This window comes from Vibrio sp. 10N.222.49.A3 (genome assembly GCF_041475145.1).
GTDB classification, from domain to species: Bacteria; Pseudomonadota; Gammaproteobacteria; order Enterobacterales; family Vibrionaceae; genus Vibrio; species Vibrio tasmaniensis_A.
The window spans coordinates 1-13,558 of the sequence record NZ_JBFRVM010000014.1 but is presented as its reverse complement, the minus strand read 5'-3'; the positions used below and the strand labels follow the sequence as shown (position 1 = coordinate 13,558).

At 44.2% G+C, this 13,558-nt stretch carries 12 protein-coding genes; 4 read left to right on the top strand and 8 right to left on the bottom strand.

Going from position 1 to position 13,558, the window contains the following annotated elements:
* Positions 1-7: 7 nt before the first annotated feature.
* The 4 genes from AB4589_RS01450 to AB4589_RS01435 all read right to left on the bottom strand — a co-directional run bounded on the left by AB4589_RS01450 (position 8) and on the right by AB4589_RS01435 (position 3,103).
* Positions 8-1,039 (bottom strand): NADP-dependent oxidoreductase, encoded by a 1,032-nt coding sequence (locus tag AB4589_RS01450; protein WP_372099128.1) that lies wholly within the window; start codon positions 1,037-1,039, stop codon positions 8-10.
* A gap of 137 nt (positions 1,040-1,176) precedes the next feature.
* Complete coding sequence (locus AB4589_RS01445; protein WP_009845490.1) at positions 1,177-1,767, bottom strand: TetR/AcrR family transcriptional regulator; 591 nt, start codon at positions 1,765-1,767, stop codon at positions 1,177-1,179.
* A 162-nt stretch (positions 1,768-1,929) separates the two neighbouring features.
* Positions 1,930-2,403, bottom strand: a complete 474-nt coding sequence (locus tag AB4589_RS01440; protein ID WP_012600489.1) for an FKBP-type peptidyl-prolyl cis-trans isomerase — start codon at positions 2,401-2,403, stop codon at positions 1,930-1,932.
* Between the two features lie 73 nt (positions 2,404-2,476).
* A complete protein-coding gene (locus tag AB4589_RS01435) occupies positions 2,477-3,103 on the bottom strand; it encodes a thiol:disulfide interchange protein DsbA/DsbL (RefSeq protein ID WP_017097500.1) in 627 nt (208 codons plus the stop codon).
* 272 nt (positions 3,104-3,375) lie between these two features.
* Here AB4589_RS01435 and AB4589_RS01430 point away from each other — a divergent pair, with 272 nt between their 5' ends.
* The gene (locus AB4589_RS01430; RefSeq protein WP_372099127.1) at positions 3,376-3,969 is read left to right on the top strand and encodes an OmpA family protein; all 594 of its coding nucleotides are present in this window, start codon (positions 3,376-3,378) and stop codon (positions 3,967-3,969) included.
* Positions 3,970-4,077: 108 nt separating this feature from the next.
* Here the strand turns inward: AB4589_RS01430 and AB4589_RS01425 are convergent, their stop codons facing one another.
* Positions 4,078-4,437, bottom strand: a complete 360-nt coding sequence (locus tag AB4589_RS01425) for a glutaredoxin (protein WP_065679986.1) — start codon at positions 4,435-4,437, stop codon at positions 4,078-4,080.
* An 89-nt stretch (positions 4,438-4,526) separates the two neighbouring features.
* On the bottom strand, positions 4,527-6,119 hold the full coding sequence (gene norR, locus AB4589_RS01420) for a nitric oxide reductase transcriptional regulator NorR (RefSeq protein WP_009845485.1): 1,593 nt from the start codon (positions 6,117-6,119) through the stop codon (positions 4,527-4,529).
* A gap of 349 nt (positions 6,120-6,468) precedes the next feature.
* On the opposite strand from norR, the gene hmpA reads away from it, so the two are divergent.
* Positions 6,469-7,665, top strand: a complete 1,197-nt coding sequence (hmpA, locus tag AB4589_RS01415) for an NO-inducible flavohemoprotein (RefSeq protein WP_372099126.1) — start codon at positions 6,469-6,471, stop codon at positions 7,663-7,665.
* A 159-nt stretch (positions 7,666-7,824) separates the two neighbouring features.
* On the opposite strand, the gene AB4589_RS01410 is transcribed toward hmpA, so the two are convergent.
* Together AB4589_RS01410 and clcA are read right to left on the bottom strand one after the other, a co-directional pair.
* Positions 7,825-8,805, bottom strand: coding sequence for a TDT family transporter (locus AB4589_RS01410; protein WP_135383796.1), 981 nt, complete (start codon positions 8,803-8,805; stop codon positions 7,825-7,827).
* A gap of 301 nt (positions 8,806-9,106) precedes the next feature.
* A complete protein-coding gene (gene clcA / locus AB4589_RS01405) occupies positions 9,107-10,513 on the bottom strand; it encodes a H(+)/Cl(-) exchange transporter ClcA (protein ID WP_017078301.1) in 1,407 nt (468 codons plus the stop codon).
* A gap of 540 nt (positions 10,514-11,053) precedes the next feature.
* Between clcA and AB4589_RS01400 the strand changes: the two genes are divergently transcribed.
* Entirely contained in the window at positions 11,054-12,037 is a 984-nt protein-coding gene (locus AB4589_RS01400) for a GTP-binding protein (RefSeq protein WP_372099125.1), read from the top strand.
* A gap of 182 nt (positions 12,038-12,219) precedes the next feature.
* Complete coding sequence (locus AB4589_RS01395) at positions 12,220-13,506, top strand: DEAD/DEAH box helicase (protein WP_372099124.1); 1,287 nt, start codon at positions 12,220-12,222, stop codon at positions 13,504-13,506.
* The last annotated feature ends 52 nt before the right edge of the window (positions 13,507-13,558 follow it).

Here is a 13,558-nt window from a genome sequence, read left to right as displayed (position 1 = left end):
TTTGAATTTATTTAGCTTCGTTTGTTTTGATAACAAGCTTACCGAAGTTTTGGCCTTCCAATAGACCCATGAATGCTTGTGGCGCCTCGTCTAAGCCTTCAACTAGGTGCTCACGGTAATGCATCTTGCCTTGAGACAACCATTCTGTCATTTGAACAGCAAACTCATTGTAACGGTGTGCGTAATCATCAAAGATAATGAAACCTTGCATCTTAATACGCTTGACCAAAAGAGTGCCCATAAGGCTAGACATGCGATCTGGGCCTTCAGGAGGTGATGTCGCATTGTATTGTGAAATAAGGCCACAAACAGGAATGCGAGCACCAGTGTTAAGCAACGGCATTACCGCATCGAACACCTTGCCGCCAACGTTTTCAAAATAAACGTCGATGCCGTTGCTACATGCTTTAGCCAGTTGCTCCGCGAAGTCGTCGGCTTTGTGGTCGATACATTCATCAAAACCAAGCACTTCTTTCGCGTACTGACATTTCTCTTGACCACCAGCAACGCCAATGACACGACAGCCTTTTAATTTTCCGATTTGGCCAACGGTTGCGCCTACTGCACCTGTTGCAGCCGCAACGACTAGAGTGTCGCCTTCTTTAGGTTGGCCGATATCAAGTAAGCCCATGTACGCAGTAAAGCCTGGCATACCCATGATGCCTAGTGCGTAAGAAGGGTGTGTTGGCTCTTTACCTAGTTTGATTAGGCCTTCACCATCAGACACACCAAGATCTTGCCAACCGGTGTAAGCCAGTACCCATTCGCCAACTTCAAAATCGCTATTGTTTGACTCTTCAACCTGACACACGGTTGCACCGACCATCACTTCATCAATCGCAACAGGGTCTGCGTAAGATTTAGCATCGCTCATTCGGCCACGCATGTACGGGTCTAGAGAAAGGTAAACTGAGCGAAGTAACATCTCGCCGTCTTTAATTGTTGGTGCGGCTACTGTCTCCAAACGGAAGTTATCTTGAGTCGGTGCGCCTACTGGGCGAGAAGCCAATACGATGCGGCGGTTGTCTTGTTGAGTCATTGGGTATCCTTAATTTTATATTATGTTTATTTAGAATTAGACCAGTCGTCTAGTCTTGTTGTCTAAAAATCCCGCCGTCATCAAATGATAAGAGGGCGGGTTATCTGTCGTTAGTAAAGACTAAACACAGTACGTGGTTAGTTTTTACCTTTTAAAATCTGTTGGGTTAGGTTTAAAGCTGATTCTAAGCTACGTGAACTCTGGCTTAGTTTGCTTAATAAGCTTGCGCCTAACCACATAGAATATAGATTTTGAGCGGTTTCTTGGCTCTCTTCAACCTTTATCGAGCCATCATCAATACCACCGACAATGCACTGCTCGATGGTATGCGTCACTTTCTCAGCACCTTTCAATAGCGCTTGGCGCATAGGATCAGAAAGATCAGAAACTTCGGCGCTGAGCTTAACGACTAAGCATTTATGAGCGTTACAAGTACCGTTTTCAATCTGTGACCATCGAGTGAAATAACTGATAATTCTCTGGTAATGGTTGCCTTCACCATGAACCAAAATAGTTTCAACTCTGCTGATGTAGGTCTCAAAATAGTGCTGGATCAGAGCCTCGCCAAATTGCTCTTTAGATTTAAAGTAGTGGTAAAACGATCCTTTTGGAACATCCGCTTCTTTAAGCAATTGCGATAAGCCAACGCCGTTAAAGCCGTTGTTCACTATTAATTGGTAGCCAACATCTAAAACATGCAGGCGTGTGTCGTTCGTTTTATCGTTCATGGGCTTACTATAAGTTAAATTAGACCAGTCGTCTAGTCTTCGGCTTTTTGAGGTATATTCCGTCGTTACAAAAGTGGCTTCAACTATTCAATTATTCAAACGTTCACATATAAAAAAGCCCCAACATAGCTCGTATGTTAGGGCTTAAATCAGTATCTTCAATTATTTGATAGAGATTAACTCAACATCAAAAATCAAAGTTGCTGATGGTGGGATAGGGCCTGAACCACCTTTACCGTAAGCCAATTGGCTTGGGATAAACAGGCGAACTTTTTGGCCTTCGACCATGTAAGTCAAACCTTCTTGCCAGCCTTTGATCACTTGTTTAAGAGCAAATGAGATTGGCTCACCACGATCAACAGAGCTGTCGAAAACAGTGCCGTCGATAAGTGTACCGTGGTAATGAACCGTTACTTTGCTGTTCTTAGTTGGGTGCTCTGTACCAGTACCTTCTTCAAGAACTAGGTATTGAAGACCACTTTCAGTCGTAACAACCCCTTCTTTTGCGCCGTTTTCGATAAGGAATTGTTGGCCTTGTTCGATATTTTCTTCGCCAGATTTATGGTTCATCCAAGTGCGGTAGATCATGAAGCCAGCCAAAATAAAGACAATGACCGGGATGATAAATTTAGACATAGTAAAACCTATTTATAGTTAATGCTGAATTTCGCAGTTAATACAGAGTGTGTTAATCAATTGGCTAAAGCCGTTACGGCTGAGTCAAAAGGTAGTTGATCGTTTTTGCGATACCTTGAACATCTTGGTGACCTGCTGTGAGTACTTGGTATTTACCGTTGATGATAAATGTTGGTACTGAGTTGATTTGACCTTTTACTGAGATCTCTTCAGCTTTCTTTACGTAGTCAAATAGAGCGACTTGCTGTTCTTTGTTCAGTTGGTATGGGCTAACCAGACCACGAGAAGTGAACGCAGTCTCTAGAGCTTGTTGACGTTGTTCAGGAGTCGCATCTGCACCCATTTGAACCGCAGCAAATAGGTCGTCCATGAACGCGTGGTCAGGTGTCGCATCAAGTTGCATTACTGCTGTGTAGTAGATCATTGCGCTGATTTGAGCACTTTCATTGAACGTAACGTGCATCTTGCCAATAGTTTGGTCTGTTAGAGATTCGATCTCTGGAATTGCACTTTCCATTTGACGGCAGTGACCACAATTTAGAGAGAAGATTTCAGTGATCGGAGACAGGTTAAATTCAGTTAGAGCAGTAGGCAGCGCTTCGTATTGAACGCCTTTCTGTGGCTCGTCTGTTTCACTACAACCCGCGATAATCAGTACGGCAGCAAGTGCTGTGATGAATTTAGTAAATGGTTTAAACATAATGTTTGCTCTAGCGTTGAGAAGTCGTGAGATTCTAACTATTTAGTACGAATTGGAAAACAATTATAAGGTAAATAAATGCAAACAGTTGGAACGGGCGGGGCGATGACAGGCGAGTTGACGGTTAACTGTGATCAAAAACACTTTTTTGGGACGTGCTTTCTTTTCGTATAAAGTTTTTGTCTAAAGTTTTTCTCTCAGTGCCGATATAGACATTAGTGAATGGTTTATCTGCATAAGTGGTTGGTGAAGTAATGAGATATTTAGCGATAATGTTAAGCATAGCTTTGGCTGGGTGCGAAACTACGTTACCAACGGGGTTATTCGGTGAGGATATGTTACAAACTGCACCGAAAAGTGATTACGACATTATGTACCCTGAATGGGGGGTGGTTCAAACCACTCATCAGCAAGGAACTATTACCACTAACTACGGACGTGGCGTTTCGACCAATGATCCACTGGAAGTCTTTTTAAGACAAAACCGTATCGATTTTGAAGTTTTACCTGGCAACCATGTGATGGTAAAGCTTGTACAGCATGTGAACTTTAAAACAGGTTCGACATCTCCTGAACCCGCTTACAACAATTGGTTGGACACGTTAGGCAGCTATCTTTCTCGACGCCAAGACATTGATGTCGTCATTGAAGGGCACACGGATAATACAGGCAGTGATCGTGTTAATGATCCGCTCTCTGAACAGCGCGCAAAAGAAGTGAAAGCTCGCTTAGAAAGTAACTATGTTTCGAGTCGTGCTATTTACACCCGCGGTTTCGGTGAGTACGTTCCCGCGTGTAACAACGCTTCAGTACAAGGTAAAGCCTGTAACCGCCGTGTAGAGTTGATGCTGATTGTGGCGAAATAGATGCGAGAAGCTTGATTCTTTGAATCGAAAGAGCGTATCGATTACAGACATAAAAAAATCCCTCATGAAGAGGGATTTTTTGTATTTAGCTTGTGTTGCTTTTTCCGCTTATGCGAACTGTTTTTCTAAGTAAGATACGATATCCGAAGATTCGTACATCCACTCAGTTTTACCGTCTTTCTCGATACGTAGACAAGGAACTTTCACACGACCGCCGCCAGCTTCAAGCTCTGCACGGTGTTGTTCGTTGTTTTTTGCATCACGAAGTTCAAACTGAACAGACTGACGTTTCATCGAGCGTCGTACTTTTACACAAAATGGACATGCCTCGAATTGGTACAACGTGTGCGTTTTTGCCTGCTCGTTCACTTTGCTTTGTTCTTCTTGAGAACGCTTCACACCGCGTGGGCTGAAAACAAAATTCAACAACAAGATGACGCGACCTAAAAACCAACGGATAAACTTCATAACTCTCTCTACATATTTAAAATTAGCGTTACAATTTGCAGCATTATATACACAAGTTTTGTCAGATGCTCGCAACAAACCGCTAATATCTATTTTGTCCGTTCGATCGTGTGAGACTTCGCCACATTTAGCCCTAAACGTTTGGACAGTCGAGTCAGGTTTGCTCGGTCTGTTTTCAGAACTCGCCCTGCTTGCGCCCAGTTAAAGTTGGCATCTTCCAACACCTCAGTGATGATGCTGCGTTGAAAATCATCGGTAGCGCCACGTAAACCTGCAGATAGGTCGATCGTTGGTGTTGATAAAGGTGTGTTTTTTACCTGTGTCGTCGCTATAGGCTGATCTTGGTCGAGTGGGCCACAATCTTCTTTAGTGATTGTCACGAGGTTTTTGTTGGTGCTACGAGCTAATGCTTTTAGTGCTGAACGGCTAATCACGTGCTCAAGCTCACGTACGTTACCTGGCCAACCGTAACGGTTTAAAAATACCAGTACATCAGAGCGGAACTTAACTTGGTTGATACCAAGCTTACGACGTGCCTGTTCTAGGAAGAAGCCTGCTAGCAAGCTGATGTCGTCACCTCGGTCTTTCAGAGCTGGCACTGCGATAGGGTACACACTCAATCGGTGGTATAAATCGGCTCTGAATCGACCGTCTTCAACTTCTTGCTTTAAGTCTCGGTTGGTTGCAGCTAAAACACGAACATCAATAGTTTGAATGTTGTCTTGGCCTACAGGTTGGATTTCGTTGTTTTGCAGTGCACGCAATAGCTTACTTTGTGCTGCTAAAGGCAATTCACCAATTTCATCTAAGAATAGCGTGCCGCCATCGGCTAGAGCAAACTTACCTAAGCGGTTTTTGTCTGCACCAGTAAACGCGCCACGAACGTGACCAAATAGTTCACTCTCTACCAAGTTCTCAGGAATAGCTGCACAGTTGACATAGACGAGTGGGTTACGTTTACGCTGCGATTGGTGATGCAGGGTTCGAGCAACGAGCTCTTTACCAACACCTGTATCACCATGAATCAGAATATTAAATTCAGAGGGTGCGACAACCGCGATATCGTTTTTAAGCGCGACCATGGTGTCACTATTACCAATCAATTCGCCGCCGTCACGTTCCCACGCTTCAACATTCAGCTCTTCCAGTAATTGCTTTGACTGTTTTGCTTGATGTTCAAGTTGCGAGAAAGTCATCGCCATTTGCATCGTAGAGGCAGCAATAGCAGCGAGAACTTCTAGGTTCCGAGCAGGAATATTCGCGAAGACATCAGGTTTTAGGCTGTCGAGGGTTAGTACCCCTAACAATTTGTCACCAAAAAGAAGAGGCAAACCCATACAGGCATGCATGGGCAAATCGCCGTCGTGGTCGATCAGTAAGCCATCGAAAGGATCAGGCAATGAGCTATCCGCATCAAAACGAACTGGAGAACGCGATGCACAAATCGCATCAAAACGTGGATGTTCTGAAATAATAAAGCGGCGACCGAATGTATCTCGACTGAGCCCTTGCATTGCGATGGGTACTAGCGTGTCGCCTTGAAGGCTTAAAAGTGCGACACAATCACACGTTATGGTTTTACGAATGGCATCGATTAAGCGATTGAAACGGTCTTGATCGTTCACACCGCTTGCTAAACCAATGGTCATTTCCATGAGAGTGGATGCTGAGATATCTTGCATAAAGGGCTCATACTGTTTGTATTTTCATACATGGTAGAGTCTTTATGACATAAAAAAAAGGTCTTTTTGACTAAAGTTTGAAGAGGGTTTTTGAAGGAATGCTAGGCACAACAAGCTTTCGCATGTTGGCACCGTTTGTGCAATGTGTCCATTGCGTGTTGTCTATATGACTGAATATCTGACCTATCATTGATTTGAATCAATTAATGCGAATTTATCAGTCCACGTAATTCTCATAAAAATAGTAGCCAAAGAGCTCATTGAGAAAGAATTAATATAAAGTCATCTTTAAATAAAATTAGTCAATTTGACATGAAAGGTCAAAAGACTAAGTGTTCGGAGTAAATCAATGCTAAACAATCTACATATCAACATCATCAAATCGACGATTCCTCTTTTAGAAAGCGCAGGCCCTGCTTTAACTCAACACTTCTATCAACGCATGTTCACGCATAACCCTGAATTGAAAGATATCTTCAATATGACTCACCAAAGAACAGGTCGCCAAGGTGTCGCACTGTTTGAAGCTATCGCGGCTTATGCAAAGAACATCGAAAATCTAGCAGCGTTAACCTCAGCGGTTGAGCGTATTGCACAGAAACACACAAGCTTTAATATTCAACCAGACCATTACCAAATCGTTGGTCTTCACCTAATTGAAACACTGCGTGAATTAGCTGCTGATGCATTCACCCCAGAAGTAGAAGAAGCGTGGACTGCGGCTTACCTATTCTTAGCGCAAGTATTCATCGACCGTGAAGCTGAACTTTACCTACAACGCAAGCAAGCGGTAGGTGGCTGGGAAGCAGCACGTACTTTCGTGATTGCAGATAAGATTGAAGAATCAGCTCTAGTAACAAGCTTCATCCTACAACCAAAAGATGGCGGTGACGTTCTGGATTACACTCCAGGTCAATACATCGGTATCGAAGTGAAACCTGAAGGTGCTCAGTACAGCGAGATCCGTCAATACTCACTATCAGACAAGCCAAACGGCAAGCAGTACCGAATTTCTGTGAAACGTGAAGGCCAAGGTCAAGAGACTCAAGGCGTAGTATCGAATCACATGCACGATACTGTTGCTATCGGTGATGAAGTTACCCTATACGCACCAGCGGGTGACTTCATGTATCAAGAGCGCAGCAAGCCAGTAACGCTTATCTCTGCAGGTGTGGGTGTAACACCAATGCAATCAATGCTTGAGTTCTTAAACAACCAGCAGAAAAACGAACCTGTACTGTATCTTCACGCTTGTGAAAACGTAGGTCAACACTCTTTCACGACTCGCGTTAAAGATATTGTTGCCGATAAAGGTTGGGAAGCGAAAACGTGGTACATGAACAAAGGCGAGTCTGCGTGTGAGAACACACATGAAGGTCAAATGGATCTAGCATCTATCTCTGACACCAACGGCTTTGAAGAGAGCGATTTTTACATTTGTGGCCCTGTTGGCTTCATGAAGAACATCGTAGAACAGCTAGATGCACTTAAAGTCGACCGTTCTCGCGTCCACTACGAAGTCTTTGGCCCTCACGCTAATTTCTAATAGCTCTCGACAGTTCTATTGACACTAGCCTGAACTATTAACACCTTGCCTATTCAAAGGCCTCACATTGTGAGGCCTTTTTTCGTTTGGTTTGTCCAGCGAGAGACAATTGGATATTCGAGTAGGGGGTGATCAGGGTAAGATCTTCTGGCGTTCGTTTTAAGAACGCTTAACCTTTTTGGACATGTAATCAGAATCAAAAAACTCAGGCCAGTACATTTTCACATAACCGCCTGCCACCCAAATCACTAGGATGGTCGCGATGGTTAATTCAAAGAAGCCGAATTTATGCAGCCAATACCATTGTGGGTATTCAGCACCGAAAAATGTGGTTAAGCGGTGCATAGCAATGGCGCTGATCACGGACGGGAAGGTGACGGCTGCAATCGAAGGTTGGAACTTCAGACGCATTAGACGGATGTAACATAAGTAAATCAATAGAGTCATGGTGATAGCAATGCCAGCCAATGCTCCTGTCAGAATCGGATCTGGGTTGTCGAAGTTCACCAAGTAAGCGGCTAAAGATAAGTTAACCGGAGCCGCCATGATTGCGAGTGTTGGTCTTGCTCGACGTGGCAGGTTTCCTTCGAACACCAAGCGATACAACACCACTGGCAGCATGAGGAAATAGATACCGATACAAGTGGCCGCCAGTGTCTCTGAAAAAACGGTGTGTCCAAACTGTGTACCAGCTAAGGAACTGCTGATTAACCCCACGGGATACAGGAACCAACTCGGCACAATGTTCGACATTTTGAAATTGAGGATCTGGAAACTAAAGAACAACACCATCATGGTAAAATGCAACAACAACGCGCAGAACCAGACTGGATAGGCGATTATTGGAGATATCTCGGCGAGATAGTCACATAGAATCAATAACGCCATGCTCATCGGCGCCATTAAGCTTCCGCTAAGTGGATGGCGAATGTCATTGATAAAAGTATCAAAACTTGTGAGATAACGAAGTAAAACGGGCAGCAATAACAGTGCGCCAAACGCAGCAAGGTAAGGACGAATGATCTCACCAACCCCTGGCAGATATAATGCCCAAGCTTGCCCCAGCCCGATAACGCCAAGTGCTAAAGACGCCTGAGACGGTGGAACATTCTTTACTTGGGTTAATCTTCTCCAGTTCAACGACTTGCTCCACTCAGTTAAATGTAGAACGTATACTCTAATCAAAACGTTCAGTCATGCTCACAATCGGTGTTGTTAGGCATGGAAATAATTTCGTGGATAATAGCAAGTTTAACGTTTGCTTTTAAGGTTTTGGTTCGAAATTGATATATAAAGCGCGATGAAAGTGTTTTTGATTTTCTTGAGTGTTCTATAAATATTGAGCTTGGTTTGCTTATTGTATTAGTGGAATTTGATTGTATTAGTGGAACTTAACGAGTTACGTTTAAGTCCCACATTTGAACTGACGTTTTCAATGTAATTAACGAACTTCCTCTTGCTGAGGGAGATCTTGCTGTCTTAGTTTCTCGTTTTTCAGCGTACGGTTAAGTAGTTGGCTGTAAATTGGCTGACCACCTAACATCTGAGCAATGATTACCGCGCCTAAGCAGGTGATGATCAACGGCAAGATGAGGTAGTAGTTATTGGTCATTTCAATAACCAACAGTATGCCAGTGATAGGTGCTCGCACGGTGGCGGCAAATAAGGCGCCCATGCCGGCAATCGCAAACATACCCGGCTCTATGTTCAGTTCAGGGAAGAATGCCGCCGCGATAAGCCCAAACGCGTAACCAAAGAGTGTTCCTAGAGCAAGCATTGGTGCAAAGATACCACCCGGTGCACCAGAGCCGAAACAAAGTAGCGTGGTGAGCACGCGCCCTAAGAAGATTAACAGCAGCACGTTTGCGCTGTAGTTGCCATTCGTGATGTTCGGGATGATACCAATACCACCGCCAGTCAACTCGGGTATATAGAGCAGCAATAAGCCAAAGCAACCGCCCAGCAGGGAACCTGTCATTAAGTAGCGTTTACGGTCATTCTTGTGTATTGCCACAAACAGGTCTTGCGAAAGTGTAATCAGCTTATTGAAAATCACACCAAACAGGCCGAACAACACGCCTAACAACAAGAATAACCACAGAGCATCCAGTTCAGGCGGTTGGTATTGAGGCATAGTGATAACGGCAGACTGTCCGTTGATTGATCGAAAAACGATGTTGGCTGAAACCGCGGAGATGATGACGGCTTTAATTGATATGAGTGAGTAGCGAAACTGTGGTCTCATCTCCTCGACTACAAACATGATGCCAGCCAGTGGTGCATTGAATGCTGCGGCCAAACCACCTGCGGCACCCGAAGCCAATAGTGAATGTCGGGTGTCGTCATCTTTGACTCGAAAGATATCTGTGACCATGCGGCCAATACTGCCGCCCATTTGAACGGTTGGTCCTTCTCGGCCTAAAACCATACCAGAACCTAATGCGCCCATACCGCCAAAGAATTTTACTGGCAATACTCTCCACCATCGAACAGGGCGCATACCGTCCATCGCCCCTTCAATTTCAGGGATGCCTGAGCCTGCAGCCTCTGGAGCGAAACGGTGAACAAGGAAGTAACCAATAAAGGCAAATGCAGCACTAATAAGGAAAGCGGCGAGCCAAAGAGGTAAATAGCTACCTATTTCATCTTTAAGCCAATCGGTACGAGTTTCGGTGATGAAATGAACCGCGACTTCGAAATAGGTACCTACCACGCCAGCAAGTACACCTACAATACAAGAAAGAAAGAGAACGGAAGCGGGTGTTTTATCTCTTGAGAGAAATTGATTAATAGCATCCCTTGGCATTTTGGCGAGTAGGGACTGCTTAATTTTCTCTCTTCTGGTCATTGAGATAAGGCTCCTGAATGGGTTGAGGCGGGACTGCAATAAATTATACGCGTCCTCTGCATATCCTATAGCAGCAAAGATGCAAAGTTGAATTTCATTTATGGAATATACGTGTTACATAAATGGAATCTATAGGCAATAGTTGAATCGCCGTCACAATTTTGATCGATTCTCCGGTGGCGGCTTGAATATCCCCAAAAATGAACCATAGTTAAAACGTAAAGCAACATAACGAACCGCAAGGAGAGGTGAGGTTTTACACACAATTTGGATGGATTCAGAATAAAGTTTTAGTTCCTCGTTAAATGTTCAGGTCGATATTTAAGGCTTCCTGATTCGCGAACTCACGATTGAGTAACGAGGGTGAGGCGTACTGAGTAAGTACGCCTTTAGTTCGTCTGGAGCATTCCTTTTTCATAGTTCCCCCCTTTCTAGTGACACTCATACAACTTCTGGCTTAAATCATTCTCCGTATAAACAAGCGATTGGGGTCAATTTCTCCGTGATTGTGTATATACTCCTAAAAAAAGGAGAACTGATATGACCAAAAAAGTTCCTACAAACATAATTACGGGTTTCTTGGGTGTTGGCAAAACGACAGCTATTTTGAACCTGCTCAGAAATAAACCTGAGAATGAAAACTGGGCTGTTCTGGTTAATGAGTTCGGGGAAATTGGCATCGATGGCGCATTGATGACAGATCAAGGTGCTTTGATTAAAGAAGTACCGGGTGGCTGCATGTGCTGTACCGCTGGTGTGCCTATGTCAGTGGGTATTAATGCTTTACTACGCCAGAAGCCGGACCGTTTATTGATTGAACCTACAGGGCTTGGTCATCCAAAGCAGGTTATTGCGACGTTAACTTCAGAGCAATACACACCTTACGTTGACCTAAAAGCGACGCTAGGTTTGGTTGACCCAAGAAATCTGTCGATTGAGAAATATACGTCTAATCAGAACTTCAATGATCAATTAGATAGTGCTGACGTGATTATCGGAACCAAAGTAGATTTGGTTCACTCTGAAGATATCGACGCATTCAATGATTGGGTGACGGATCAAACACCCGCAAAAGTATTCCATAAGCTGATTCACGATGGTGAGGTGCCATTGGAAGTGTTGGACATTGAAAGGGTTTACGGCAGTGCTTCCTCTCATCTTGAAGCGCATCATCATGACCACGCTGAACAAGAGCCTCAATTCCAACTGCCTCCCGGTGAAGCGTTTATCCGTAAAGAGAATAAAGGGCAGGGTTATTTTAGTTGTGGTTGGTTGTTTGGCGCAGAGCATAAGTTCGACTTCGATGCGCTATTCTCAATGTTGTCGGAGCTAACGGCTGAGCGCGTGAAAGCCGTGGTAAATACTGACCAAGGTTGCTACGCGTTCAACGTGGCGAATCAAGTTGTATCTGTGAATGAAATTTCCCTTGATGGCTTTGAGTCTCGTCTTGAAGTGATCGACTCGCAGTTAATGCCTTGGGACGATCTCGAGCAGATTCTACTCAAGCTGTGTGGCATCAAATAGCCCTGTTTTTGCTGTTTGAACTAAGGATCTTGGTGTTTACCTCGTTGAAGGTGGGGTAAACACCAGATTAAATGAGAAAGTTTGCGTTATATCACGATAAATGTGAGATAAATCACTCTAAATACTTTATAGTGCTCGGCTGAAATAAGAATGTAGGCTGTCTGCTTAAGGAACCCGTAACAATGTCATTTTCCTCTCAAGGTTTTGCTCCTGAATTAGTCAAAGCGTTGACTGAGTGTGGTTATGAAAAACTCACTCCAATTCAACAAAAAGCGATTCCAATGGCTCGTAAAGGCCATGATATTTTTGCTACTGCTCAAACCGGTACGGGTAAAACAGCGGCATTTTCATTGCCTGTTATCCAACACCTTTTGAACAGCGGCAAAAAGGCGTCTAGAGGAACGGCTCGCGGCCTTATTCTTGCTCCAACTCGTGAGCTTGCTGCGCAGATCGCTCAAAACATTAAAGACTACGTTAAATACACGGAACTAAGCGTTTCTGCGGTTTACGGTGGTAACAAGATGTCTTCACAAGTTCGTCAACTAGAGCTGGGTGTGGATATTTTGGTTGCAACACCTGGCCGTTTAGAAGAGCACTTAGAAGCGGGTAACGTGTCTATCGCAAACCTAGAATTTCTAGTATTTGATGAAGCTGACCGTATCCTTGATATGGGCTTTATCAATGCCGTTCGTAAGATCATGCTAGATGTAGAAATATCACCGCAAATCATGATGTTCTCTGCAACGACTTCTACTCAGTTAAACCAACTGTCTGTTGATATTCTGCGTAAACCAAAACGTATCAGTGTTGAGCGTGAAAACTCAACGGCTGCAACTGTTGGTCACGTGGTGTATCCAGTTGATCAAGAGCGTAAAACAGAGTTACTTTCTGAGCTGATCGGTCGTAAAAACTGGCGCCAAGTGCTTGTTTTCGTGAACTACAAAGAAACAGCAAACGATGTAGTTAAAGAGCTCAAGCTTGACGGCATTAAAGCGGTACTTTGTCACGGTGATAAAGCGCAAAGTGCTCGTCGTCGTGCGTTGGATGACTTCAAAGAAGGCAGAGCGCGCGTAATGGTTGCAACCGACGTTGCGGCACGTGGCCTTGATATCGAAGACTTACCACACGTAATTAACTATGACATGCCTTTCCTAGCGGAAGACTACGTTCACCGTATTGGTCGTACAGGTCGTGCTGGTAAACAAGGTCATGCAATCTCTTTTGTTAACCGCGAAGAAGAGCTGACTGTTGTTCAAGTCGAAAAACTGATTCAACAACGTATTCGCCGTGTTGAACAACCGGGTTATGAACCGAAGAAACGTGATGCTTACATCGAGAAGCTGAACACTAAATCGGCGTACAAAAACCGTCAGGGTCGTAAGAACAACGCGAACGAAGAGCCACAAGATCAAGCAAGCGCTGAACGTCGTTTGACTATGATGAAGCGAATTAAAAACCGTCGTAAGTAATTACGGTTGGTGATTGAAAAGAGCCACTGTTATGTGTAATGCCGATCAGTTA

Bases quoted from the DNA above. Each gene is read 5' to 3' on its own strand.
- AB4589_RS01445 (WP_009845490.1), bottom strand. From the start codon at position 1,767: ATGAACGATAAAACGAACGACACACGCCTGCATGTTTTAGATGTTGGC.
- AB4589_RS01395 (WP_372099124.1), top strand. From the start codon at position 12,220: ATGTCATTTTCCTCTCAAGGTTTTGCTCCTGAATTAGTCAAAGCGTTG.
- norR (WP_009845485.1), bottom strand. From the start codon at position 6,119: ATGCAAGATATCTCAGCATCCACTCTCATGGAAATGACCATTGGTTTA.
- AB4589_RS01435 (WP_017097500.1), bottom strand. From the start codon at position 3,103: ATGTTTAAACCATTTACTAAATTCATCACAGCACTTGCTGCCGTACTG.
- AB4589_RS01425 (WP_065679986.1), bottom strand. From the start codon at position 4,437: ATGAAGTTTATCCGTTGGTTTTTAGGTCGCGTCATCTTGTTGTTGAAT.
- AB4589_RS01440 (WP_012600489.1), bottom strand. From the start codon at position 2,403: ATGTCTAAATTTATCATCCCGGTCATTGTCTTTATTTTGGCTGGCTTC.
- clcA (WP_017078301.1), bottom strand. From the start codon at position 10,513: ATGACCAGAAGAGAGAAAATTAAGCAGTCCCTACTCGCCAAAATGCCA.
- AB4589_RS01400 (WP_372099125.1), top strand. From the start codon at position 11,054: ATGACCAAAAAAGTTCCTACAAACATAATTACGGGTTTCTTGGGTGTT.
- AB4589_RS01450 (WP_372099128.1), bottom strand. From the start codon at position 1,039: ATGACTCAACAAGACAACCGCCGCATCGTATTGGCTTCTCGCCCAGTA.
- hmpA (WP_372099126.1), top strand. From the start codon at position 6,469: ATGCTAAACAATCTACATATCAACATCATCAAATCGACGATTCCTCTT.
- AB4589_RS01430 (WP_372099127.1), top strand. From the start codon at position 3,376: ATGTTAAGCATAGCTTTGGCTGGGTGCGAAACTACGTTACCAACGGGG.